This is a genomic window from Novosphingobium sp. GV079, from assembly GCF_003058045.1.
GTDB lineage: Bacteria > Pseudomonadota > Alphaproteobacteria > Sphingomonadales > Sphingomonadaceae > Novosphingobium > Novosphingobium capsulatum.
This window is the reverse complement of the sequence record NZ_QBUE01000011.1, coordinates 60,239-84,142: the sequence shown is the minus strand read 5'-3', so window position 1 is coordinate 84,142 and position 23,904 is coordinate 60,239. Positions and strand designations below refer to the sequence as shown.

General features: G+C 65.1%; 20 protein-coding genes. 15 read left to right on the top strand and 5 right to left on the bottom strand.

The features are described 5' to 3' along the window. The first annotated feature begins 2 nt into the window (after nucleotides 1-2). From C8K14_RS14745 to C8K14_RS14720, 6 genes are all read left to right on the top strand, one after another. Entirely contained in the window at nucleotides 3-1,610 is a 1,608-nt protein-coding gene (locus C8K14_RS14745) for an MFS transporter (protein WP_107717210.1), read from the top strand. 32 nt (nucleotides 1,611-1,642) lie between these two features. Further along, entirely contained in the window at nucleotides 1,643-2,719 is a 1,077-nt protein-coding gene (locus C8K14_RS14740) for an alanine racemase (protein ID WP_107717209.1), read from the top strand. A gap of 72 nt (nucleotides 2,720-2,791) precedes the next feature. Continuing rightward, on the top strand, nucleotides 2,792-3,355 hold the full coding sequence (gene phaR, locus C8K14_RS14735; RefSeq protein WP_022674919.1) for a polyhydroxyalkanoate synthesis repressor PhaR: 564 nt from the start codon (nucleotides 2,792-2,794) through the stop codon (nucleotides 3,353-3,355). Between the two features lie 72 nt (nucleotides 3,356-3,427). Further along, nucleotides 3,428-4,975, top strand: a complete 1,548-nt coding sequence (proS, locus tag C8K14_RS14730) for a proline--tRNA ligase (protein WP_054131028.1) — start codon at nucleotides 3,428-3,430, stop codon at nucleotides 4,973-4,975. Between the two features lie 115 nt (nucleotides 4,976-5,090). Further along, the gene (locus tag C8K14_RS14725; RefSeq protein ID WP_107717208.1) at nucleotides 5,091-6,410 is read left to right on the top strand and encodes a M28 family peptidase; all 1,320 of its coding nucleotides are present in this window, start codon (nucleotides 5,091-5,093) and stop codon (nucleotides 6,408-6,410) included. Between the two features lie 41 nt (nucleotides 6,411-6,451). Beyond that, nucleotides 6,452-7,036 carry a DUF805 domain-containing protein gene (locus C8K14_RS14720; RefSeq protein WP_107717207.1) on the top strand — a complete coding sequence of 195 codons (585 nt, stop codon included), beginning with the start codon at nucleotides 6,452-6,454 and terminating at the stop codon, nucleotides 7,034-7,036. Here the strand turns inward: C8K14_RS14720 and C8K14_RS14715 are convergent, their stop codons facing one another. Continuing rightward, a complete protein-coding gene (locus C8K14_RS14715; protein WP_107717206.1) occupies nucleotides 7,037-7,804 on the bottom strand; it encodes a class I SAM-dependent methyltransferase in 768 nt (255 codons plus the stop codon). 80 nt (nucleotides 7,805-7,884) lie between these two features. Here C8K14_RS14715 and C8K14_RS14710 point away from each other — a divergent pair, with 80 nt between their 5' ends. Further along, entirely contained in the window at nucleotides 7,885-8,646 is a 762-nt protein-coding gene (locus tag C8K14_RS14710; protein ID WP_107717205.1) for a helix-turn-helix domain-containing protein, read from the top strand. 51 nt (nucleotides 8,647-8,697) lie between these two features. After that, a complete protein-coding gene (locus tag C8K14_RS14705; RefSeq protein WP_107717204.1) occupies nucleotides 8,698-10,992 on the top strand; it encodes a ribonuclease R family protein in 2,295 nt (764 codons plus the stop codon). Between the two features lie 109 nt (nucleotides 10,993-11,101). Here the strand turns inward: C8K14_RS14705 and C8K14_RS14700 are convergent, their stop codons facing one another. Then, nucleotides 11,102-11,563: a universal stress protein gene (locus C8K14_RS14700; RefSeq protein ID WP_062783000.1), complete on the bottom strand. Its 462-nt coding sequence runs from the start codon at nucleotides 11,561-11,563 to the stop codon at nucleotides 11,102-11,104. Nucleotides 11,564-11,816: 253 nt separating this feature from the next. Between C8K14_RS14700 and C8K14_RS14695 the strand changes: the two genes are divergently transcribed. The 7 genes from C8K14_RS14695 to C8K14_RS14665 all read left to right on the top strand — a co-directional run bounded on the left by C8K14_RS14695 (nucleotide 11,817) and on the right by C8K14_RS14665 (nucleotide 21,842). Further along, entirely contained in the window at nucleotides 11,817-13,109 is a 1,293-nt protein-coding gene (locus tag C8K14_RS14695; protein WP_107717203.1) for a pyruvate dehydrogenase complex dihydrolipoamide acetyltransferase, read from the top strand. Then, nucleotides 13,106-13,480, top strand: a complete 375-nt coding sequence (locus tag C8K14_RS14690; RefSeq protein ID WP_022677071.1) for an acyl-CoA thioesterase — start codon at nucleotides 13,106-13,108, stop codon at nucleotides 13,478-13,480. The genes C8K14_RS14695 and C8K14_RS14690 overlap by 4 nt, the downstream gene beginning before the upstream one ends. Before the next feature lie 12 nt (nucleotides 13,481-13,492). After that, entirely contained in the window at nucleotides 13,493-14,905 is a 1,413-nt protein-coding gene (gene lpdA / locus C8K14_RS14685) for a dihydrolipoyl dehydrogenase (RefSeq protein WP_022677072.1), read from the top strand. 144 nt (nucleotides 14,906-15,049) lie between these two features. After that, nucleotides 15,050-16,219, top strand: coding sequence for an NAD(P)/FAD-dependent oxidoreductase (locus C8K14_RS14680; protein WP_107717202.1), 1,170 nt, complete (start codon nucleotides 15,050-15,052; stop codon nucleotides 16,217-16,219). Nucleotides 16,220-16,400: 181 nt separating this feature from the next. After that, nucleotides 16,401-17,855, top strand: a complete 1,455-nt coding sequence (locus C8K14_RS23205; protein ID WP_133726825.1) for a M10 family metallopeptidase — start codon at nucleotides 16,401-16,403, stop codon at nucleotides 17,853-17,855. Nucleotides 17,856-17,973: 118 nt separating this feature from the next. Next, nucleotides 17,974-19,695, top strand: coding sequence for a M10 family metallopeptidase (locus tag C8K14_RS23050; protein ID WP_107717200.1), 1,722 nt, complete (start codon nucleotides 17,974-17,976; stop codon nucleotides 19,693-19,695). 212 nt (nucleotides 19,696-19,907) lie between these two features. After that, nucleotides 19,908-21,842 (top strand): FIST N-terminal domain-containing protein, encoded by a 1,935-nt coding sequence (locus C8K14_RS14665; protein ID WP_158272939.1) that lies wholly within the window; start codon nucleotides 19,908-19,910, stop codon nucleotides 21,840-21,842. A gap of 272 nt (nucleotides 21,843-22,114) precedes the next feature. Here C8K14_RS14665 and C8K14_RS14660 read toward each other — a convergent pair whose 3' ends face one another. The 3 genes from C8K14_RS14660 to C8K14_RS14650 form a co-directional block, all read right to left on the bottom strand. Then, entirely contained in the window at nucleotides 22,115-22,387 is a 273-nt protein-coding gene (locus C8K14_RS14660; RefSeq protein WP_022677077.1) for a hypothetical protein, read from the bottom strand. 158 nt (nucleotides 22,388-22,545) lie between these two features. Further along, nucleotides 22,546-23,184, bottom strand: a complete 639-nt coding sequence (locus C8K14_RS14655; protein WP_022677078.1) for a CoA transferase subunit B — start codon at nucleotides 23,182-23,184, stop codon at nucleotides 22,546-22,548. Beyond that, the gene (locus C8K14_RS14650; RefSeq protein ID WP_107717198.1) at nucleotides 23,184-23,894 is read right to left on the bottom strand and encodes a CoA transferase subunit A; all 711 of its coding nucleotides are present in this window, start codon (nucleotides 23,892-23,894) and stop codon (nucleotides 23,184-23,186) included. Before C8K14_RS14650 ends, C8K14_RS14655 begins: the two co-directional genes overlap by 1 nt. Nucleotides 23,895-23,904 lie beyond the last annotated feature (10 nt).

Below are 23,904 nucleotides of genomic sequence, written 5' to 3'. Positions count from 1 at the left end.
CCATGAACACCACCCACGCGGAACCGACCGCGGCAGACATTCGGCTGGTGATTGCTGCCAGTTCCGCCGGCACGGTGTTCGAATGGTACGATTTCTTCATCTACGGCACGCTGGGCACGATCCTGTCCAAGGCGTTCTTTCCCACCGGCAATGCCACGCTGGAACTGCTGCTGTTCTGGCTGGTCTTTGCCGTGGGCTTTGGCTTTCGCCCCTTGGGCGCTGTACTGTTCGGGTTCCTGGGTGATCGGCTGGGGCGCAAATACACGTTCCTGGCGACTGTGGCGCTGATGGGTGTGGCCACGGCGGGCGTCGGCCTGGTGCCTTCGGCGGCCAGCATCGGCTATACCGCGCCAGCCTTGGTCATCCTGCTGCGCGTGGCGCAGGGCCTTGCCCTAGGCGGGGAATATGGCGGCGCGGCGGTCTATGTCGCGGAACATTGCGCGCCCGAACGGCGCGGTTTCTTCACCAGCTTCATCCAGGCCGGCGTGGTCGGCGGCTTCATCCTCAGCCTGGTCGTGGTGCTCAGCTGCAAGGCGGCATTCGGCCCGGAACTGTGGGCCGCGTGGGGCTGGCGCGTGCCGTTCATCCTCAGCCTGGCGCTGCTGGCAATCTCGCTGTGGATGCGGCTCAAGCTTTCGGAAAGCCCGGTATTCCAGGCGATGAAGGCGGAAAACGAGCTGGCCGGCAATCCCTTTATCGAATGCATGACCGCACCGGGCAACCGCAAGCGGCTGCTCGTCGCGCTGTTCGGCATTGCCGCCGGGCTGACGGTGATCTGGTACACCGCCATGTTCAGCAGCCTGACGTTCCTGAAAACGGCCATGCGGATGAACGACACGGCGGCCGAGATCATCGTCGGCATCGCCGCGCTGTTCGGCGTCGGCTCGTTCCTGTTCTTTGGCCACGTGTCCGACCGCGTGGGCCGCAAGGCGCCGATCGTGTGGGGCTATGTCGCCACGCTGGTGCTGCTGTTCCCGCTCTATTGGGGTATCGGTGCCTTGGCCAATCCGCATCTCGCGCGCCAGGCGCGTGAGCTGCCCGTGGTCGTGGCCGGCCCCGATTGTCGCTACGAAGCCTTTGCCATCGATCAGGCTAGCCAGTGCGGCAAGCTGCTGTCGGATCTCACCGCCACCGGCGTGCCCTATCGCCTCGAACATGCTGCCGCGCTGTCGCTGCACGCCGGCGCCGCGCGCCTGCCGCTGGAAGCCTATCCCTGGGCCGACAAGAAGGCGCGGGGCAAGGCGCTGGAAGGCCTGCTGGGCAAGGCCGGCTATGATCTGGCGCGTATTACGCCCACGCCAGGCCGGGCGATCCTGGTCGTGCTGGTGCTGTTCGGCCTCATGGCGCTGTCGGGCGCCACCTATGGGCCGGTTGCTGCCACGCTGTGCGAAATGTTCCCGCCGCGCATCCGCTATTCCTCGCTGTCGATCCCCTATCACATCGGCACTGGCTATTTCGGCGGCTTCCTACCGTTTCTTTCCACACTCATCATCGCCAAGACCGGCGATCCCTATGCCGGGCTGTGGTATACCTGGGTTGTCGTCCTGGTGGCCCTGGTGGTGTCGCTGTGGGGTCTCAAGGGCGGCCTGCCGCAGGACGAGCCAGCCTGAAACGCTTTCATCCATCAGGATTTGATCGAACGTTGTCTGTTTTTTCTTCCGTTCCGTTGCCCCCTGCCGCGCTGCGGCTTGCCCTTGATGCCACGGCCCTCGCCGGCAACTGGCGCGCGCTCGATCGCCTGAGCGGCGCGGCCAGCGCTGGCGCTGCGGTCAAGGCCGATGCCTATGGCCTGGGTGCGGCGCGGGTGGTGCCGGTCCTGGCGCAGGCCGGCTGCCGCGACTGGTTCGTGGCGCACTGGTGCGAAGTGCCCGATCTGCTGCCCCATGTTCCGGCCGCGTCGATCCACGTGCTGCATGGCCCGATGAACGCGGCCGACGTCGCCTATGCCCGCGCCACTGGGGTTACCCCGGTGCTCAACTCCCTGGCGCAAGTGCAGCGCTGGCTGGCCGCGGGCGGCGGGCGTTGCGACCTGATGGTCGATACCGGGATCAACCGCCTGGGCCTGCCGATGGCCGATCTGGGCGATCCCGGCTTGGCGGCGCTGGATATCGACTGCTGCATTTCGCATCTTGCCAGCGCGGACGAGGATGTGGCGCAGAATGCGCAGCAACTCGCCCGCTTTCAGGCGGTACGCGCCCAAATCAAGGCCCGGCGCTACAGCCTTGCCAACAGCGCCGGCATCGCGCTGGGTGCCCCGTGGCATGCCGATGTGACGCGGCCGGGCATCGCGCTTTATGGCGGCATTGTGCGCAGCGAACTGGCGGGCATGATCGCCCCAGTGGCGCGGCCGCAGGCGGCCGTGATCCAGCGGCGCCAGCTCCATCCGGGCGATCATGTCGGCTATAATGCCACGTTTACCGCCGATCGCCCTGTTGCAGCCGCGGTGGTCGCGCTGGGATATGCCGACGGCTATCTGCGCACATGGTCTGGCAGGGGCGAATTTTTGTGGCAGGGCAAGACCTTGCCAGTGATTGGCCGGATTTCGATGGATATGACCATAGTGGACGCAACAGATGCGCCCGCGCTGGTTGAAGGGGACTGGCTCGACGTGGCTTATAATCTGCCAGAAGCCGCCAAAATCAGCGGGTTGTCCCAATATGAGCTGCTTACCCTGCTGGGCCGCCGATTTTTGCGCGACAAAGCATGTCTTGCACCTTGATTAACTCATATTGCGCCGCACATACTGCATCTGCTAATCGTGTACGACATTCCCAGCGGGGGTCCGATAAAAATGGCAAATCAGGCTAAGGACGGCGATACCGTCATCATCAAGAAGTACGCCAACCGCCGTCTCTACAACACGCGGACGTCCAGCTACATCACGCTCGATCACCTCGCCCAGATGGTGAAGGAAAATGTCGAGTTCAAAGTGATCGACGCCAAGAGTGGCGCCGACCTGACCCATTCGATCCTCACCCAGATCATCATGGAAGAGGAAGCCACCGGCGAGCAGATGCTGCCGACCAACTTCCTGCGCCAGCTGATCGCGATGTATGGCAATTCGATGCAGGCGCTGCTGCCGGGCTATCTGGAAGCCTCGATGGAACACTTCCGCGAGAACCAGAACAAGCTGCGCAAGGCGATCGAGGATTCGATCGGTTCCAACCCGCTGGCGCAGATTGCCCAGCGCAACATGGAAATGTTCAAGGCTGCCGCTGCTGCGTTTGTCCCCGGCGCCACCCCGCGCGAGGATGACAAGCCCGCCAGCGCTCCTGCCGGTGGCGAGGGCGAACTTTCGGAACTGCGCAAGCAGATGGCCGAAATGCAGAAGAAGCTTGATCAACTGGGCAAGTAAGCCGCCGATTTTTGCCGGTGCGCGTGCATTGGGGCGTTGCCCCGATCCGCCGCACCGGCTAACCGGCAGGGCATGAACCAGCCCAAGATCAAGCACGCGCTGCCGATCAAGCGCGAAGAAGACTTTGCCCAGTGGTACCAGGCGGTCATCGCCGAGGCCGAGCTTGCCGAGGAATCCGGCGTGCGCGGCTGCATGGTGATCAAGCCATGGGGGTACGGCATCTGGGAACGCATCCAGAAGCTGATGGACGCACGCATCAAGGAAGCGGGCGTCGAAAACTGCTATTTCCCTCTGTTCATCCCGCTGTCGTACTTCGCCAAGGAAGCCGACCACGTGGAAGGCTTTGCCAAGGAAATGGCGGTTGTCACGCATCACCGCCTGATCGCCGATCCCAAGGGTGGGCTGATGCCCGATCCCGAAGCCAAGCTGGAAGAGCCGCTGGTCGTGCGCCCCACCTCGGAAACGGTGATCGGCGCGGCCATGGCGCGCTGGGTGCAATCGTGGCGCGATCTGCCGCTCCTGACCAACCAGTGGGCCAATGTCGTGCGCTGGGAAATGCGCACCCGCATGTTCCTGCGCACCAGCGAATTCCTCTGGCAGGAAGGCCATACCGCCCATGCGGACGAGGCCGACGCCATGGAAGAAACCCTGCGCGCGCTCGAAATGTACCGCGGCTTTGCGCAAGACGTCCTGGCGCTGCCGGTCATCGCCGGGCCCAAGCCTGAAAACGAACGCTTCCCCGGTGCCGTCGCGACCTATTCGATCGAGGCGATGATGCAGGATGGCAAGGCGCTGCAGGCCGGCACCTCGCACTATCTCGGCACCACCTTCTCGCAGGCAGCCGGCATCCGCTATCAGGACAAGGAAGGCCAGCAGGCGCTGTGCCACACCACGTCGTGGGGCGTGTCGACCCGCCTGATCGGCGGCGTGATCATGACGCATGGCGATGATGATGGGTTGCAGACGCCGCCACAGGTGGCGCCGCACCAGATCGTGATCCTGCCGATGCTGCGCGATAACGACGGCGATGAAGCGCTGCTCGCCTATTGCGAAGACCTGCGCAAGGCGCTCGCGGCGCTTAGCGTGTTCGATGAAAAGGTGCGTGTCCTGCTCGACAAGCGTCCCGGCAAGGCCACGGCCAAGCGTTGGGCCTGGGTCAAGAAGGGCGTGCCGCTGATCCTCGAAATCGGCGGGCGCGATGCGGAAAACGGCCAGGTTTCGGCCGTACGCCGCGATCGCCTGTGGCGCGAGGATGGCAAGGTCAATTTCGTCGGCCAGGCCAAGGACGATTTCGTCGCCAGCGCCGTGGCCGAACTGGAATCGATCCAGGCTGCGCTGTTCGCCCAGGCAGAGGCGCGTCGCGATGCGCAGATCGAGCGCGGCGTGACCGATCTCGATGGCCTGGCCGCCTACTTTGCCGAAGACCGCAAGTTCCCCGGCTGGGTGGAACTGGGCTGGTCGCGCCCGACCGGCGCCGCGCTCGACAAGGTGGTGGAACAGCTCAAGGCGTTGAAGCTCACCATCCGTAATAGCCCGCTTGACGGTCCCGCGCCCACCGGCACGTGCCCGTTCACGGGAGAGCCGGCGGTGGAAACGATCTATATCGCCCGGGCTTATTGAGCGCTTTGTAAAACATTCCCTCCCCCGACCCCTCCCGCAAGCGGGAGGGGGTTGGGGGAGGGAATGTCCCAAGTTCCCCCTTACGCCCCGCAAAATTTCGTTTACCTTGCGCAACATGACCCGCGCTCTCGTTGCTCTTCCGCTCCTCGCCCTGGCCGTGCCGCTTCATGCGCAAGAGGTTTCGCCACAGCGCCTCAAGGCCGATGTCGAAACCCTGGTCGGCTTCGGCACGCGGCACACCATGTCCTCTCCCACCGATCCCAAGCGGGGTATCGGCGCGGCGCGGGCCTGGGCCAAGGCGCAGTTCGCGGCGAGCAGTGCGGCCTGCGGGCAGTGCCTCACCATCGTCACCCCCGAAACCACGGTGACCGGCGAACGCGTGCCCACGCCCACCAAGATCGTTGATGTCGTGGCCATCCAGCGCGGCACGGAGCGACCCAACGAGGTGGTCATCGTCGCCGGCCATATCGACAGCCGCGTGAGCGACGTGATGAATGTCACCGCCGATGCCCCCGGCGCCAACGATGATGGTTCGGGCACGGCTTTGGTACTGGAAGCCGCGCGCGTGCTCTCCACCCGCAAGTTTCCGACCACCATCGTCTATGCCATGCTCAGCGGCGAAGAGCAGGGGCTCTATGGCGGCAAGCTGCTGGCCGATTACGCCAAGGCCCAGGGTTGGACGGTGAAGGCCATGTTCAACAACGATATCGTCGGCAATTCGCGCGGGTCTGACGGGCTGGTGGATGATGCCCATGTCCGCGTCTTTTCCGAAGGGCCGCGTGGCGATGGCGATGCCGCGCTCGGCCGTGCGCAGCGGGCGATCGGGGGCGAGAACGACAGCCCCTCGCGCAATCTTTCGCGCTGGCTGGCCGGCCTGACCAATCCCGCGAAGACCGGCCTTGCCGTGCGTCAGGTCTGGCGCGCCGATCGCATGGGCCGGGGCGGCGATCATCTGCCGTTCGAGGCGCTGGGCTATCCCGCCGTGCGCTTTTCGGTCGCGGTCGAAAACTATGATCGCCAGCACCAGGATCTGCGCACCGAGCAGGGCCGCCCCTATGGCGACACGGTCGATGCCATGGATTTCGCTTATCTCGCCAAGGTGACCCGCCTCAACGTTGCCGGGCTGGCGGCGCTGGCCCGTGCACCGATGCCGCCGGTCGCCACTGTCAAGGCGGCGGTCCAGACCTTTACCGATATTGCCTGGCAACCGGTGGCCGGCGCGGTGCGCTATGCCGTGTGGCAGCGCGCCACCGATGCACCGGGCTGGCCGGCCAAGCCCGTGCAGACCACCAGCGATACCCATGTCACGCTGCCCGGCGTGCGCGGCGATGACTGGTTCTTTGGCGTCAGCGCGATCGCGGCCGATGGCAGCAGTAGCCCGGTGGCCTCGGCCGTGCCGGGCGGCGGTTTCGGTCCACAGCAGGCCCAGCACTAAACCACACGATTGCGTGGCCACCAGGCCACAGGGGAAATTTCATGCTTCACGCCATCAAGCACGGCTTGCGTAATCTCGTCACGCTTACCGGCCGCGATGGCCGCAAGCAGTTCTGGCTCTATGCGGTGTTCCTGCTGCTGCTGCGGTGGGTTGTCAGCACGGTGGCAACGGTGCCGTTGATGGCTAGCACGATGAACACGGCCTTCACTGCCGCGCGCAACAGCACCGATCCTGCCGCCACGGCCACTGCCGTACAGGCCAACATCACCGCCGCGCTGCCGCAGATCATGATCTTGGGCATCGTGATAAGCCTGATCACCGCAGCCATGCTGCTGTCCAGCCTGGTGCGCCGCCTGCACGATAGCGGGCTGTCCGGTTGGTTCGCGCTGTTGCCGGGCGTGCCCTATCTTATTTCGCTGGCAGCCGCCCCGCGCGAAGTGGCGCACACCATGGCGGTCATGCAGCAACAGGGCCCTGGCCACCCCGGCGCGGCGCTCCATGCCACCAACTGGAGCATTGCCGCGATCGGCTGGCTGGCCCTTGCCTTGCTGGTGGCAGTGGCGGCGCGGCCGTCCACCCCCGGCACCAACCGCTACGGGCCGGAGCCAGTGGATTTGGACGCCTGATCAGGCTGCGACCGCCTCGATCAGCAGGGTGTCGATGGTAAAGCTGCCATCCGCCTCGATCGCAAAGTGATCCTGCACCTCGCGCGGGGCCTGTTGCTGAACCTGGCGGATCATCGCTGCATGGGCGGCGGGCGTGCCCATCCGCGCGGTCCATTCGGCAAAGTCCATGCGCAAGCGCCCCGGCTGGATCGCGGTCACGGCAAAGCCGGCCTGGCCCAGCGCCGCCACCCATTCGGCGGCGCTGTAATCGCGCACGTGTGACGCATCGCGCAGCAGTTCCATCACCTGCAAGTGCGTGTCGCACAGCGCCTGGACCGGCGCCACCACATCGGCAAACAGCGCCAGCCCGCCGGGCCGGCACACCCGCCGCGCCTGTGCCAGCCCGCGGGCCAGGCTGTTCCAGTGGTGCGCGGAAAAGCGGCTGCTGATTGCATCGGCATGGCCATCGGCAAAGGGCAGGGTTTCGGCGGCGCTCACGCAGGTGACGATGTTGGCCATGCCACGGCGCGCGCTTTCGGCCTCGACAGCGTCCAGCATGCGCGGGGAAAGATCGGTGGCGATCACCTCGGCACAATGCGGCGCAGCGGCATAGGCCACGTGGCCGCCGCCGGTGCCGATGTCGATCAACCGGGCGGGGCGGCGTTCGGCCAGCGCCTGCGCCATGCGCGCGAGATCGGCACCCTGGGCGTGAACGGCGCTGGAAACATAGGCGGCGGCGCGGCTGCCGAATTGGGCGTCGGCGTGGCTGTCGTGGTTGGGCTGGGTCATGGTCTGTCCTTTCCCGGCGGGGTGTGGCGCGCGATTTACCCTGTTACAAGATTGGCGTTTATCCTGTTATAAGTGCTGCCATGACCGATACGAGACTGGAACTGGGCCGCTTCCTGCGCGCCATGCGCGAACGCAGCCCGGCCGAGGCCGGCGGCCGCCGCCGCACCCCCGGCCTCCGGCGCGAGGAACTGGCGGTGCGCGCCGGGATCAGCACCACGTGGCTGGCCTGGCTGGAGCAGGGGCGCGAGGCCAATCCATCGCCCCATGCGCTGGCCCGGCTGGCGCGGGCCCTGGCGCTGTCGGTGGCAGAGCGTGCCTATCTGTTCGAACTGGCCGGCCGGCTCGATCCCGAGGCGCCGGTCGCCCTGGCGCTGGAAGAGGCGCCCGATTCGGTGCGGGTGCTGGTCGATTTCGCGCCCGGCCCGGCCTATGGCCTCGATCGCACCTGGCGCGCCACGTGCTGGAACGCGGCGGCGGCGCGGCTGTTTCCCGGCTGGCTCGACGATCTGGGAGAGCGCAACCTGCTGCGCTACATGTTCCTGCGGGCTGAAGCGCGCGCCATGCTGCCCGATTGGCACGAGCGCGCCCGCCGCCTGATTGCGGAATTTCGCGCCGATCATGCCGGGCGGCATGGCGATCCTGTCAGCGAGCGGATCGTGGCCGATTTGCGCGGGGAAAGCGCTGAATTCGCCAGCCTGTGGGATGAGCAGGTGGTGCAGGGCCGCGAAGGTGGCCTGCGCCGGTTCGACCATCCCTGGGACGGGCACCTGGCCTTTCGTCAGTTCACTTGGATTCCCGCCGATCGCCCCGATACCAAGGTGGTGGTGCTGCACCCGGCGTGACGCGCGCGGCAAAGGTTGCGCTTTGCGCGCCAAACGCCCACATGCGCTGGAATGGCCAAGACCAATTTTCCCGCGGGACTCCCTACGCGCCAGCAGGTGCTCGATTTCATCGCCCAGAGTGCAGAGCCAGCCGGCAAGCGCGAGATTGCCAAGGCATTTGGCCTGAGGGGCACGGAAAAGATCGCGCTCAAGGCGCTGCTCAAGGACATGGCCGAAGAGGGCCTGATTGACGGCAACCGCACCGCGTTCCACGCCATGGGCGGCGTGCCCAAGGTGACGGTGCTGCGCGTCGTCGAAATCGATGAAGGCCATGTCCTGGCCATTCCCGACAGCTGGCAGCCCGATGATGCCAGCCCGCCGCCGCGCCTGCGCGTGATCGAGCCCAAGGGCAAGGCGCGTGATCGCCAGGCCGCGCTCAAGCCGGGCGATCGCGTGCTGGCCCGCACCGAGGAAGTTGGCGGGCCGGGCAGTGGCAAGTGGCTGGCCCACCCGATGAAGAAGCTGCCGCAGCAAAGCGAGCAGGTCATGGGCGTGGTCGAACTCGATGGCGTGGGCAAGGGCTGGCTGGCCCCGATCGACAAGCGCGAGCGCCACGCCGCGCCGATTTCCGATCTGGGCGGGGCAGAGGCCGGGCAACTCGTGCTGGCAGAGCCGGCCGGTCGTAGCCCACGCTCTGGCATGCGGGTAACGGCGGTGCTGGGCGATCCGCTGGCGCCGCGCGCGTTCAGCCTGATCGCGATCCACAAGCACGGCATCCCGATGGCCTTCGCGCCCGAAGCGCTGGACGAGGCGCACGTCGCTGCCAAGCTGCCGCTCAGCCACGATCACCGCGAAGACCTGCGCGCCCTGCCGATCGTCGCGATCGATCCCAGCGACGCGCGCGACCACGACGATGCGATCTGGGCCGAGCCCGATGGCGAGGGCGGCTTCCGCGCCCTTGTCGCCATCGCTGACGTCAGCTTTTACGTGCGCCCCGGCGGTCAGCTCGATCGCGATGCGCGCAAGCGCGGCAATTCGGTCTATTTCCCCGATCGCGTCGTGCCGATGCTGCCCGAAGTGCTAAGCGCCGATGTCTGCTCGCTGAAATCCGGCGCCGATCGCGCGGCCATGGCCTGCCATCTGCACATTGCCGCCGATGGCCGGATCAAGGACTTCCGCTTTACCCGCGCGCTGGTGCGCATCCACGAAGTCATCGCCTATGAAGAGGCGCAGGCCCGCATCGATGAAGATCGGGCCGAGCCGCACCTGCAGAACCTGTGGGCAGCCTGGCGCCTGCTGGAAAAGGCCCGGGCCGCGCGCGATCCGCTGGAACTTGAATTGCCCGAACGCCGCGTGATGCTCGACGAGAAGGGCCGCATCGCCCAGATCGCCCTGCGCGAGCGGCTCGATGCGCACCGCGTGGTCGAAGACTTCATGATCGCGGCCAACGTGGCCGCGGCCAAGGCGCTGGAAGCCAAGACCGCGCCGGTGGTCTATCGCATTCACGAGCCGCCAAGCCGGGAAAAGCTGCTGGCGCTCAAGGACTATCTCGCCACATTCGATCGCAAGCTGTCGCTGGGCCAGGTGATCACGCCGGGCCTGTTCAACCGCATGCTCAAAGACGTGACCGACGAGGCGGAAAAGGCGCTGGTGATGGAAGCGGTGCTGCGCAGCCAGACCCAGGCCTATTACGGCCCGCGCAATGCCGGCCACTTTGGTCTGGCGCTGGGCAGCTATGCCCACTTTACCTCGCCGATCCGCCGCTATGCCGACTTGCTGGTGCACCGCGCGCTGGTCGATGCCTATGGCTTGGAGCAGCCGCGTCCGGCCGACCATGCCGTGCCTGCCACCTCGGGCCTGTCCGATCGTGACAGGGGCGATCTCGCGCGGGTGTCCGATGCCATCAGCGCTGCCGAGCGCCGCGCGATGGAAGCCGAGCGCGAGACGATCGACCGCTATGTCGCCGCCTGGCTATCCACCCGCGTGGGCGAGGTGTTCGACACGCGCATCAGCGGCGTGCAGAAATTCGGGCTGTTCGCCACGATCCTGGGCTTGGGCGGCGACGGCCTGGTTCCGGTCTCCACGCTGGGCGCCGAGCGCTTCAATTACGATGAAAAGGCCCAGCGCCTGGTCGGCGAACTGAGCGGCGAGGAATTTGCCATGGGCATGATCCTCAAGCTGCGCCTGGCCGAAGCCAACCCGCTCACCGGCGCGCTCAAGTTCGAGCCGGTGGACGTGGCCGAAGGCGTACAGCGTATCGAACGGCGTGGCAGCAAGCTGGATGGCAAGCCCAAGTTCCGCGGCAAGCACATGGTCGGCCAACGCGGCCGGCCCGGCAACATTCGACACCAGGGCAAGCGCAAGTAACCCCCTCCGACGGCCTGCGGCCGCCACCTCCCCCGGTGGGGGAGGACCTGCTGATCCTCCCCCACCGGGGGGAGGGGAACCGCCGCGAAGCGGTGGTGGAGGGGCGGCGTCAGCTCACCGCGTCGATCGTCTCGTCATCGACGCCACCTGGCACGATCATCAGCACGCAGGGCAGGGTGCCCGCGGCCGCGGCAAAGTGGGTGATAAGCGGGCCAGGATTGTCCTGAGCCGCGCCCAGCACCAGGGCGGACACTTCCGGGTGTTCCTTGAGGTATTCGCGCACCACCTGCGGGCCGTTGCCCTGGCGCACGCTGATCAGCGGCGCCAGGCCAGATTCGCTGGCGAGGCTGCCGGCGGCGGCTGTCGCCAGCACTTCGGCGCGATCGTGCGCTTCCTGCTCGATCGTGGCCTGCACCCCGGCAAAGGCGACGAATTCCTGGCGTGGTACCAGCGCCAGGATATGCACCCCGCCATTGGTACGCACCGCGCGGCGCGCGGCAAAGCGCAAGGCCCGCGCCGCTTCCTCCGTCTCGTCCATGATCACCAGATAGATGCGCTGCTGGTCTGGCATGTGCTTGATCCGCCCCCGTTTCGCGCATGTGGTATCGCGAATGCGGGGTTCTGGCAAATAGGTGAGGTGCACGGGCACAGCAGGATGCGTAAAAATCATCGCCTGCGCGCGTCGCTAAAGGCTTGACCGAAGGTGCAAGGCTGGTGAAATGGAGTGGTGAAACGAAAATTCGATTTAACCCGAATTTTTGAGAAAAAACCAGTTTTGCAAACCGAATTGACACTTTTGTCAGCAAGGACACGGAAAACAGCCCATGCCCATCGCGATCAAGATGCCCGCCCTGTCCCCAACGATGGAAGAGGGCACGCTGGCCCGCTGGCTCGTCAAGGTTGGTGACAAGGTTTCCTCGGGCGACATCATGGCCGAAATCGAAACCGACAAGGCCACCATGGAATTCGAAGCGGTGGACGAAGGCACGATCGTGTCGATCGACGTGGCCGAAGGCAGCGAAGGCGTGAAGGTTGGCACGGTGATCGCCATGATCGCCGGCGAAGACGAAGATGCCAGCGCCCCGGCACCGGCCACACCCGCACCTGCGCCGGCCAAGGCCGCCGAAGCCGCGCCGGCGCCTGCTGCCAGCGCCCCGGCACCCGCTGCGCCTGCTGCTGCCCCGGCCGCCAAGGGCGACCGCGTCATCGCCACGCCGCTGGCCAAGCGCATTGCCGCTGAAAAGGGCATCGACCTGTCGGCCGTCAAGGGCAGTGGCCCGAATGGCCGCGTGACCAAGGCCGATGTGCTGGGGGCCAAGCCCGGTGCTGCTGCAGCGCCCGCCGCCACTGCTGCCCCGGCTGCGCCCGCCGCCGCCACGCCGGCCCCGGCTGCGGCGCCCGCACCGGCTGCAGTGCCCGATTTCGGCATCCCTTACGAAGCGCAGAAGCTCAACAACGTGCGCAAGACCATTGCGCGCCGCCTGACCGAAGCCAAGCAGACCATCCCGCACATCTACCTTACGGTCGACGTGCGCCTCGATGCGCTGCTCAAGCTGCGCAGCCAATTGAACGCCGCGCTCGAAGCGCAGGGCGTCAAGCTTTCGGTCAACGACCTGCTGATCAAGGCGCTGGCCAAGGCCCTGGTCCAGGTGCCCAAGTGCAACGTCAGCTTTGCCGGCGATGAGCTGCGCAGCTTCACCCGTGTCGATGTGTCGGTGGCCGTGGCCGCGCCTTCGGGCCTGATCACGCCGATCATCAAGGATGCCGGAGCCAAGTCGATCTCGGCCATCGCCACCGAGATGAAGCAGCTGGCCGGCAAGGCCCGCGAAGGCAAGCTGCAGCCGCACGAATTCCAGGGCGGCACGGCCTCGCTGTCCAACCTCGGCATGTTCGGCATCAAGCAGTTCGAAGCTGTGATCAATCCGCCGCAGGGCATGATCCTGGCCGTGGGCGCTGGCGAGCAGCGCCCCTACATCGTCGATGGCGCGCTGGGCGTGGCGACGGTGATGAGCGCCACCGGCAGCTTTGACCACCGCGCGATCGACGGGGCCGATGGCGCCGAACTGATGCAGGCGTTCAAGCAGATCGTCGAAAATCCGTTGGCGCTGGTGGCATGAGCGTAAGCAGCCGCGAGCCGGCCATCCGCGTCACCGCCATGCCGGCGGATTGCAACGCCTATGGCGACATTTTCGGCGGATGGCTGATGTGCCTGATGGACAATGCTGCGGGGCTGATCGCCTCGCGGCGTTGTCGCGGGCGCGCGGTCACCATCGCGCTCGACGGCATGCAGTTCCTCAATCCGGTGAAGGTGGGTGACGAGGTGTCGGTCTATGGCGAAATCGAAAAGACCGGGCGCACTTCGATGACCATCGCCATCGAGGCATGGCGCCGCGAACGCCATCGCGAGCAGTCCTCGATGGTCACCCAGGCCAAGTTCACGTTTGTTGCCGTTGACGGCACCGGCCGGCCCCGCCCGGTTGACGAATAAGGAGAATTCCAAGTGGCTGATCAATATGACGTGATCGTCCTCGGTTCGGGTCCTGGCGGCTATGTAGCGGCAATCCGCTGCGCCCAGCTGGGTCTCAAGACCGCCATTGTCGAGCGCGAGCTGCTCGGCGGCATCTGCCTCAACTGGGGCTGCATTCCCACCAAGGCGCTGCTGCGCTCGGCCGAAGTGCTCAACCACATGAAGCACGCGGCGAGCTATGGCCTGGCGGCCGACAACATCCGCGCCGATCTGGACGCGGTGGTCAAGCGTTCGCGCGGCGTGGCCAAGCAGCTTAACCAGGGCGTGACGCACCTGATGAAGAAGAACAAGATCACCGTGCACATGGGCACGGGCGTCTTGAAGAGCCCCACCAGCATCGAAGTGACCGGCGACAAGGGCACCGAAACGATTTCGGCCAAGCACGTGATCGTCGCCACTGGCGCCCGCGCGCGTGACCTGCCGTTTGCCAAGGCCGATGGCAACCGCGTGTGGACCTATCGCCACGCGATGACGCCCAAGGAGCTTCCGAGCAAGCTGCTGGTCATCGGCTCGGGCGCGATCGGTATCGAGTTCGCCAGCTTCTACAACGACATGGGCGCTGACGTGACCGTGGTTGAAATGCTCGATCGCGTCGTGCCGGTGGAAGATGCCGATGTTTCGGCATTCCTCGAAAAGGCGCTAACCAAGCAGGGCATGAAGATCATGACCGGCGCGGGCGTGGAAAGCCTGGCGGTGTCGGCCAATGGCGTGAAGGCCAAGATCAAGGCCAAGGACGGCAAGGTGATCGACGGCGATTACAGCCATGTGATCGTGGCGGTCGGCATCGTGCCCAATACCGAGAACATCGGGCTTGAAGCACAGGGCGTGAAGATGGAGCGCGGCTTCATCCAGATCGACGGCTATGGCCGCACCGGCGCCAAGGGCCTGTGGGCGATCGGCGACGTGACGCCCGGGCCGTGGCTGGCGCACAAGGCGAGCCACGAGGGAGTGATCGCGGCAGAAGCCATTGCGGCCGAACTCGGCAATAAGGACGTGCACCCGCACCCGATGGACCGCGCCAACATCCCCGGCTGCACCTATTGCCACCCGCAGATCGCCAGCGTCGGCCTGACCGAGGCCAAGGCCAAGGAAGCGGGTTACACCGTCAAGGCCGGCACGTTCCCGTTCATCGGCAACGGCAAGGCCATCGCGCTGGGCGAGCCGGAAGGCTTCGTCAAGACGGTGTTCGATGCCAAGACCGGCGAACTCTTGGGCGCGCACATGATCGGCGCCGAAGTGACCGAAATGATCCAGGGCTTTGTCGTGGGCAAGACGCTGGAAACCACCGAGGCTGAACTGATGCACACGGTGTTCCCGCACCCGACCATCAGCGAATCCATGCATGAATCGGTGCTCGCCGCCTACGGCCGCGCCCTGCACATCTAAGCGAACCTGACATGCCCCTCCCGCCTGCGGGAGGGACACCTACCTACCCCCCTCCCGCGTGCGGGAGGGGTTGGGGGAGGGCATGTTGCACCCCAACCGCCCATCCTCTTGCCAAACCTCCACCAATCCCCCACGGCGCCCGGCATGACGCACGATGTGATCATCCTGGGCGCCGGGGCGGCTGGCCTGTTCTGCGCGGCCACGGCGGCTGCGCGCGGGCGCCGCGTGGTGGTGCTCGATCACGCCGAAAAGCCGGGCAAGAAAATCCTGATTTCCGGCGGCGGCCGCTGCAATTTCACCAATCTGCACACCGCGCCCGATCGCTATCTGTCCGAAAATCCGCATTTCGCGCGCTCCGCGCTCAGCCGGTTTACCCCGGGCGATTTCATTGCCCTGGTCGATGCCCACGGCATCGCCTGGCATGAAAAGACGCTGGGGCAGTTGTTCTGCGATGGCTCTGCCCGCCAGATCGTGGATATGCTGATGGACCAGTGCGCCGCCGCTGGCGCGCAGGTGCGCTGCAACAGCCCGATCGGCGCGGTGCGCCACGCCGATGGCCTGTTCCATGTCAGCGCGGGGGAAAGCGCATTTGCCGCCCCGTCGCTCGTCATCGCCACCGGCGGCCCGGCCATTCCCAAGATCGGCGCCACCGGCTTTGCCTATGACCTGGCGCGGCAATTCGGCCTCAAGGTGGTGCAACCGCGCCCCGCGCTGGTCCCGCTCACGCTGCCGGCCGAAGCGGCCTTGTTTCGTGAGCTTTCCGGCATTGCCGCCCCGGTTGAAGCCAGCTGCGGCAAGGCGCGGTTTCCCGAAGCGGCGCTGTTTACCCATCGCGGGCTGTCCGGCCCGGCGATCCTCCAGGTGTCCTCGTACTGGAAGCGCGGCGAGGCCGTGCGGATCGATTTCCTGCCCGGCCGCACGGGCGACTGGCTGCTCGATGCCAAGCGCCAGCGCCCGCGCGCCGGCCTGCGCAGCGTGCTGGGCGAGGCGCTGCCCGAGCGGCTGGCCACCGCCCTGGCCGATCAGCTTGGCCTGGCGGCCGAAATGGGCAACCTGCCTGACAAGGCCTTGCGCGCCGCGCAGGCGCGCCTGCATGCCTGGGATTTCATGCCCGATGGCAGCGAAGGCTTTGCCAAGGCCGAAGTGACCGCCGGCGGCATCAGCACGGCCGAACTGTCTCAGCGCACGATGGAAGCTCGCAAGGTGCCAGGCCTTTTCGCCATCGGCGAGGCGGTGGACGTGACCGGCTGGCTGGGCGGGTATAATTTCCAGTGGGCCTGGGCCAGCGCGCACGCGGCCGGCATGGCCGCCTGATCGGGGGAATACCTAGGGAAACGCGGGTTGAACCGGCAGAAACCTGCCGGATAACGGCAGGATAATGCCAATTGGGTGCAAGCACGTGCCCTTAAACATACGCGCTGTTGATGGTCTATGTGGCCTGTTCGCCATGGAAAGCCCGCCAGCCGGGCATCGTGCGATCAAGGACCACACCCCCATGCCCAACTATACCGATGCGTCGGTCGTTTCGACCTATGCGCTCACCGGCAACAAATACTTTGACGCCTTGCTCTATTCCAAGGCCATGTTCCGCTCCAAGTGGTCGACCATTGCCGATGGCAAGACGGCGATCACCTATAGCTTCCCGTGGCTCGATGGCGTCGCCAGCAAGTTTGCCAATGGCTATGGCAGCGAACCGGGCGCGGCCACCCATGGCGCCATGCCCAGCGCGCAGATCGCCAACATCAAGGCGGCGTTCCAGGCGTGGTCCGATGTGGCCAACATCACCTTTACCCAGGTGAGCGAGACCGACAGCGGCAGCGTCGGCGATATCCGCGTCGCGCAATCGTCCAGCGTGAGCGGACAATACTGGGGCTATTGCAAGCTGGTTTCCAACGGCGCGGCCAATGCCCATGGCGATATCTGGATTTCGCCCAATTATGGCAACGGCTCGTTTGCCGTGGGCACCTATAACTACATGGCGATGATGCACGAGGTCGGCCACGCCCTGGGCCTCGATCACCCGTTTGAAGGCAATAAGATGCCCTCGGGCTTTGACGTGCGCAATTACACGATCATGTCCTACACCGATTCCAAGGGGGTGTGGTGGGTGAACAGCGGCACGGGGCAGACCGAATACCTGATCAAGTCGCCGATGGTCTATGACATCGCCGCGATCCAAGCGATCTATGGCGCCAACACCGGCTTTCACGCGGGTGACGATACCTACAGCTACTCCGCCACGGCACCGTTCTTCGCCGCAATCTGGGATGGCGGCGGCAATGACACGATCGATGTCAGCGCCTTTTCCAAGGGGTGCCGCGTCGATCTGCACGCCGGTGCCTATTCTACCCTGGTGTTCGACAACCTGCAGACGCTGAACAACAATCTGGGCATTGCCTTCAACTGCACGATCGAAAATGCCACGGGCGGCAGCGGGGCCGACAAACTCGTCGGCAACGATATCGCCAATGTGCTGTTCGGCCGCGACGGCGACGATACGCTCACTGGCAATGGCGGTAACGACACGCTCAACGGCGGCGCGGGCAAGGACGTGCTGCTGGGCGGCAACGATGCCGATACCCTGATCGGCGGGGCAGGGCAGGACACGCTGACCGGGGGCGCTGGCGCGGACGCTTTCGTTTTTACCGCCATTTCCGATTTTGCCGGGCAAGACCTAGCCAGTTGCGATGTGATCACCGATTTCAGCAAGACGCAGAAAGACGTGATCAAGCTCAACCAGATCGATGCGATCAGCACCAACGCCAATGCCGATGATCCCTTCACTTTCATCGGCACCGCCAATTTCCACAAGGTGGCGGGCGAATTGCGCTATATGTACAGCGGCGGCGCCACGGTGATCCAGGGTGACGTCAATGGCGATGGCGTGGCTGATTTCTGGCTGAAAGCGGCGGGCAAGATCGCCTTTGCCGCCACTGATTTCGTGCTCTAGCCTGGGCGCCTTGCCAGGGGGAGGCGCGCTCACGCCTCCACTTTGAACCTGTCGTCCGTCCCGTAACGCGGCAGGCTTGCCTACCAAGGCAGGCCTTCAACCGTTCGGGAATGCACGCGTGGCCACGTATACCCAGGCATCGCCGGTCAAGACCTATTCGCTGACCGCCGATGCGCGGTTCAATGCCTTGCTTCAGGCCGATCCCGCCTATCGCCTGGCGTGGTCCACCGTTTCGGCCGGCAAGACGGTGGTCAGCTACAGCTTCATCTGGGGCGGCGGCGTCGCCTCGGCCTTTGCCAGTGGCTATGGTACCGAAATGACCGCAGCCACGGTCGGCGCCTTGCCGTCTGGCGACTATGCCAATGTCGCTCTGGCGTTTGCGCAATGGTCCAACGTGGCCAACCTTTCGTTCAAGCAGGTGGCCGAAACCGTCGGTGGCACGGTGGGAGACATTCGCCTGGGCCTGTCCTCGCGCGTGGGCGATGCCTGGGGCTATACCAAGGCCACGGCGGGCGGCCTGGCCAATAGCCACGGCGATATCTGGATCAACCCGCTCTATGGGCGCGATTCCTATGCGGTGAATACCTACAATTTCACCGCCCTGATGCACGAAATCGGCCACGCCCTGGGCCTGGCGCATCCATCCGAAGGCTTCATCATTCCCACCGGGTATGATTATCGCAACTACACGATCATGTCCTACAACGATCCCTATGGGGTCTATGCCTATAACCCGGCCAAGGAAGACTTCGACTATATCATCCAGACGCCTATGGTTTACGATATCGCCGCGATCCAGGCGATCTATGGCGCGAACATGAGCTATCATGCCGGCGACAACACCTATGCCTATTCGCCCGGCAGCCCGTTCTACGCCACGATCTGGGATGCCGGCGGCAAGGATCTGATCGACCTGCGCACGTTCAAGCTCGATTGCTGGGTCGATCTCCACCCCGGCGCCTATTCCACGCTGGGGTTTACCAATGTCAGCGTGTCCAACAACCTGGGCATCGCCTACAACGTGACGATCGAGGATTGCTACGGCGGCTCCGGCAACGACACGCTGGTGGGCAACGAGGCGAACAACGCGCTCTATGGCAACGCCGGCAACGACCGGCTCTATGGCTATGGCGGGAATGACAAGCTTTCGGGCGGCAAGGGGGACGATATTCTCTCGGGCGGCGATGGCAACGACACGTTCCTGGCGGGCGATGACCTGGGCAACGATCGCTATGTCGGCGGCCCCGGCCTTGATCTTGTCACCTACGCCGGCGCGACGGCGGGCGTCACGGTCAACCTGGCCACGGGGGTGGGCGATGGGACCGCCGCCGGCCTGGGCAAGGACACGATCTCGGGCGTGGAGCGCGTTACTGGTTCAGCCCACAATGATACCCTGCTCGGCGATGCCAACGACAACATCCTGTCGGGCAACGGCGGTAACGATACGATCAACGGCATGGCCGGCGCCGATACCCTGCGCGGCGGATCGGGCCAGGACAGGCTCACCGGCGGCAGCGGCGCCGATCGCTTCGTGTTTGAGCGGGTGATCGAATTTGCCGGAAGCACAGCCGCCACGTGTGACGTGATCACCGATTTCAAGCATGCGGAAGGCGATCTGATCGTGTTGACACCGATTGACGCCAACAGCCTGACCAGCGCCGACGATGCCTTTGCGTTCATCGGCACGGCCGCATTTCATCATGTGGCAGGCGAGTTGCGCTACGCCATCACCGGCGGCAACACCCTGATTCAGGGGGACATCAACGGCGATGGCCTGGCTGATTTCGCGCTGCTGCTGCAAGGCAGTCTGTCGCTGGCAAAGGGCGATTTCCTGCTCTGAACGGGCTACGCACTTTCCGCAGGGGCGCCCAACGGTTTGTTGGCCATGGCGGGTCTAAGCCGGCCAAAATGCCGGAGACGACCATGTTCGGATTGCGCAAAGTCTTTGGGAGCCCTGCCGCGCCCGCGCCACCTCCTGCCTTGACGGCGTGGGATCAAGACGTGCCGCCTGTCGAGAGTTTTGTCCCGCTGGCGCAGCCGTCGATGCGTGTGGTGCGCAGCAACAGTATGCTGCAAGGGCTGGGCCACGAAACCTTCCGCTTTGGCGATGTCGCCGCAGCGCTGGTCATGGCCTATGTGTCACCGCACGTCGATTTCGAAACGGTGGTGCAGCGTTTGCGTCCGTTGTGCGCGCCGACGCGCGTGGTGGCAGTCACCACGGCGGGCGAACTGTGCGGCGATGGCCAGGGGCCACTTTATTGCCCGGCCGATGGCGTGTGGGACAGCGTGGTGGTGCAGGTCTTCGGACCCGACCTGTTTGCCGCTACCAGCATCCACGCCGTTCCCCTGGCGAACGCCGATATTCGCGCCGGCAGGCCCAGCAAGGCGCAGGAGGCCCGCGTCGACGAGATTGCCGGTCACCTCTCGCGCCTGTCGGTGTCATTTCCGGTGCGGCACCATGATACGCTGGCACTCACCCTGATCGACGGGCTTTCCGCCAGCGAGAACTTCTTCATGGAGGCGGTCTATCGCTGCGGCCGCTTCCCATGCGTGTTCATCGGTGGATCGGCTGGCGGCAAGCTGGATTTCCAGGCGACCTGGCTGTTCGATGGCGAACGCTTCTTGCAGGACCATGCGGTGATCGTCTTTGCCAAGATGCGCGACGATGCGCGCTTCGGCATCTTCAAGACGCAGAACTTCGTCGATACCGGGCGCAGCGTGATCATCATGGAAGCTTCGGCCGAAACCCGCTGCGTCACTTCGGTGGTGGAGCCCGGCTCGGTGGAGATCGTGCCGGTGGTCGATGCGCTCAGCGCCATGATGGCGTGCCAGCCGCATGATCTGGAACAGCGCCTGCAAGGGCACACGTTTGCCATCCGCCTGAACGACCAGCTGTTCGTGCGCTCCATCTCCAGCATCGATGTGGCGGCCGGGGCCGTGCATTTCTATTGCGACATCAATCCCGGCGATGAATTGCACCTGGTGGCCGCCACCGATTTTGCCGGCCAGACCAGGGCCGATCTGGAGGCGTTCCTGCGGGGCAAGCCGCATCCGGTGGGCGCCCTGCTCAACGACTGCATCCTGCGCCGCCTGGGTAATGGCGCGCAACTCGGCGCGCTGGACGGGCTGTGGGGCGATGTGCCGGCGGCGGGCTTTTCCACGTTTGGCGAATTGCTGGGCATCAACGTCAACCAGACCTTGACGGCGGTGGTCTTCTTCAAGCCCGCGCCGGGCGAGGTGCTGGCCGAACCGTTCGTGGAGCAGTTCCCCATCCACTATGCGCAGTTCGCGCGCTATTTCGTGGAAACGCGGCTCAACCAGCAGCGCCTGATCAACGGGCTGCGCCAGCAGTTGCTGGGCCGGCTTACCGATTTCGTGATGAAGACCGCGCGCCTCGCGCACGAGCTGGACCAGGTGGCCAGCGGAACCGAGGATGTGCGCCGAAATGTCGATGCCATGCGCACCGAGATCGAGCAGCGGCTGGCGGGCCTGGCCCACAGCGATGGGGAAGGGGTGCTCGATACCGAATTCGGCCATGTCGCCCAGGCCATGGCCCAGCTGCGCGACATCGTCGAAGTGATCGACAAGATCAACATGCAGACCAACCTGCTCTCGCTCAACGCCGGGATCGAGGCGGCACGCGCCGGCGAGGCCGGGCGCGCCTTTGCCATCGTCGCCAACGAAGTGCGCAGCCTGGCCAAGATGACCCGCACCACGCTCGATCAAAGCCGCGAATCGCTGGGCCAGGTCGACAATTCGATGACGCGCCTGGGTGGCCATGTCGCGCAGACAGAGGCCAAGCTGGGCAATGCCCGCAATGGCTTTGATGTCATCACCGCCAGCCTCGGCGCGATGTTCGCCTCGTTCTCGCGCATTGGCGACTTGCTGGGATCGGTGGAGCAGATGGCGCGCCAGCAGACCGGCATGATGAGCCAGGTCGAGCTGGAGATTGAGCGCCTGCGCCGGGTGGAGGGGCAGCAGGCGTAATGCCGCCTAGGCGGTGTGGACAAATTCCACAACGTCACGGTTGCCCTCTAAAAGGCTCTGGGGAGGCGCGAGGACGAAGCAAGAGTGGGCCTCTTGCAAGACCGAGCAACGCTGCCAGGGCCTTTTAGCGGGCAACCCCTGTGGGGCTGGACCAAAAACCGCCATTTCAGCGTCGGCTCGTCGCGCAATATTCCCGATATTGCGCTTCCTCGCCTCCTCGAACTGGCGGTTTTTGCTTCCAGCCGTGGCGCTGTGGAATTTGTCCACGCCGCCTAGATCCGGCGCAGCGCGTCGGCCATCACATGGGCTTCATGCTGGCTGGCGATCAGCAGCGGCTGGGTGTCCTGCTCGGCCCGGCGTTCGCTTTCGGGCACCAGCGCGCGTGCGTCGCCGCTCCACTGTGCGGCAATCGCCCGCACTTCGGGCACGATCACCAGCTTGGCCACCACCAGCGATCCCGTCCACAGCGGGATCGACAGTACGAGCGAGGTGATGACGCACTTCACAGCCTTGCCGGGGTGCAGGAAGTTGATGTTCCAGGTCATGGTCAATTCCCGATTGCGCTTTCCCATCGGTCCCGCGGCAGGGGCTAATGGCTCGGGCCTGACATCGGGATGAATGACCAAATTTTCATGTTGGTTCAAAAGGTAGTCTGGGTACTGCGCCGCCAGTGGCCCTGCGGCCATGGCGGCGCAGCAATGGTTCAGGCCGCCACGTAATGCGCTGTGGTCTTAGCGGCCACTTCCTCGGCCGTCACGCCCGGCGCCAGCTCCACCAGGTGGAACGGGCTGTCGTGATCCGGGCGCTGGAACACGGCGAGGTCGGTGATCACCATGTCGACCACATTCTTGCCGGTCAGCGGCAGGGTGCAATCAGGAATGAACTTGGAGCTGCCGTCCTTGGCGCAGTGCTCCATCACCACGATGATGCGCTTCACCCCCGCGACCAGGTCCATGGCGCCGCCCATGCCCTTGATCATCTTGCCGGGCACCATCCAGTTGGCGATATCGCCGCCCTGCGACACTTCCATCGCGCCCAGCACGGTCAGGTCGATATGCCCGCCCCGGATCATGGCAAAGCTTTGCGCGCTATCGAAATAGGCGGTCTGCGGCAGTTCGCTGATGGTCTGCTTGCCGGCGTTGATCAGGTCGGCATCCACCTCGTCGTCGAACGGGAAGGGGCCGATGCCCAGCATCCCGTTTTCCGATTGCAGCGTCACTTCCATGCCGGCGGGAATGTGGTTGGCCACCAGCGTGGGGATGCCGATGCCCAGGTTCACATAGAACCCATCTTGCAGTTCGCGCGCCGCGCGCGCGGCCATTTCGTCACGAGTCCAGGGCATCAGGCGTTCTCCCGCGCACGGGTGGTGCGGAATTCGATCTTCTTGTCATAGGGCGCGCCCAGCACCAGCCGCTGGACATAGACGCCCGGCAGGTGGATGCCATCGGCATCGAGGCTGCCGGTCGGCACGATCTCTTCCACTTCCACCACGCAGACCTTGCCGCAGGTCGCGGCCGGCACGTTGAAATTGCGCGCCGTCTTGCGGAACACCACGTTGCCGCTCTCGTCCGCCTTCCACGCCTTGACCAGCGACAGGTCGGCAAAGATCCCGCGTTCCAGGATATAGTCCTGCCCGTCGAAATTCTTCACTTCCTTGCCCTCCGCCACCAGCGTGCCCACGCCCGTCTTGGTGTAGAAGCCGGGAATGCCTGCGCCGCCGGCGCGCATGCGCTCGGCCAGGGTGCCCTGCGGGCAGAATTCCACCTCCAGCTCGCCCGACAGATACTGGCGTTCGAATTCCTTGTTCTCGCCCACATAGGACGAGATCATCTTCCTGACCTGGCGCGTGCGCAGCAGCTTGCCGATGCCTTCGTTGTCGATGCCGGCATTGTTGCTGGCAAAGGTCAGCCCGCTCACCCCGGACTCGCGCACCGCATCCAGCAGCCGCTCAGGGATTCCGCAAAGGCCAAAGCCCCCGCAGGCGATCAGCAGGCCATCGTGCAACAGCCCGTCCAGCGCGGCTGTGGCAGAGGGATAGATCTTGTTGGCCATCGGCACCTCT

Excerpts from the sequence above, each read along its gene's own strand:
- C8K14_RS14745 (WP_107717210.1), top strand. The coding sequence starts at position 3 with ATGAACACCACCCACGCGGAACCGACCGCGGCAGACATTCGGCTGGTG.
- phaR (WP_022674919.1), top strand. The coding sequence starts at position 2,792 with ATGGCAAATCAGGCTAAGGACGGCGATACCGTCATCATCAAGAAGTAC.
- proS (WP_054131028.1), top strand. The coding sequence starts at position 3,428 with ATGAACCAGCCCAAGATCAAGCACGCGCTGCCGATCAAGCGCGAAGAA.
- C8K14_RS14725 (WP_107717208.1), top strand. The coding sequence starts at position 5,091 with ATGACCCGCGCTCTCGTTGCTCTTCCGCTCCTCGCCCTGGCCGTGCCG.
- C8K14_RS14720 (WP_107717207.1), top strand. The coding sequence starts at position 6,452 with ATGCTTCACGCCATCAAGCACGGCTTGCGTAATCTCGTCACGCTTACC.
- C8K14_RS14715 (WP_107717206.1), bottom strand. The coding sequence starts at position 7,804 with ATGACCCAGCCCAACCACGACAGCCACGCCGACGCCCAATTCGGCAGC.
- C8K14_RS14710 (WP_107717205.1), top strand. The coding sequence starts at position 7,885 with ATGACCGATACGAGACTGGAACTGGGCCGCTTCCTGCGCGCCATGCGC.
- C8K14_RS14705 (WP_107717204.1), top strand. The coding sequence starts at position 8,698 with ATGGCCAAGACCAATTTTCCCGCGGGACTCCCTACGCGCCAGCAGGTG.
- C8K14_RS14700 (WP_062783000.1), bottom strand. The coding sequence starts at position 11,563 with ATGCCAGACCAGCAGCGCATCTATCTGGTGATCATGGACGAGACGGAG.
- C8K14_RS14695 (WP_107717203.1), top strand. The coding sequence starts at position 11,817 with ATGCCCATCGCGATCAAGATGCCCGCCCTGTCCCCAACGATGGAAGAG.
- C8K14_RS14690 (WP_022677071.1), top strand. The coding sequence starts at position 13,106 with ATGAGCGTAAGCAGCCGCGAGCCGGCCATCCGCGTCACCGCCATGCCG.
- C8K14_RS14680 (WP_107717202.1), top strand. The coding sequence starts at position 15,050 with ATGACGCACGATGTGATCATCCTGGGCGCCGGGGCGGCTGGCCTGTTC.
- C8K14_RS23205 (WP_133726825.1), top strand. The coding sequence starts at position 16,401 with ATGCCCAACTATACCGATGCGTCGGTCGTTTCGACCTATGCGCTCACC.
- C8K14_RS14660 (WP_022677077.1), bottom strand. The coding sequence starts at position 22,387 with ATGACCTGGAACATCAACTTCCTGCACCCCGGCAAGGCTGTGAAGTGC.
- C8K14_RS14655 (WP_022677078.1), bottom strand. The coding sequence starts at position 23,184 with ATGCCCTGGACTCGTGACGAAATGGCCGCGCGCGCGGCGCGCGAACTG.
- C8K14_RS14650 (WP_107717198.1), bottom strand. The coding sequence starts at position 23,894 with ATGGCCAACAAGATCTATCCCTCTGCCACAGCCGCGCTGGACGGGCTG.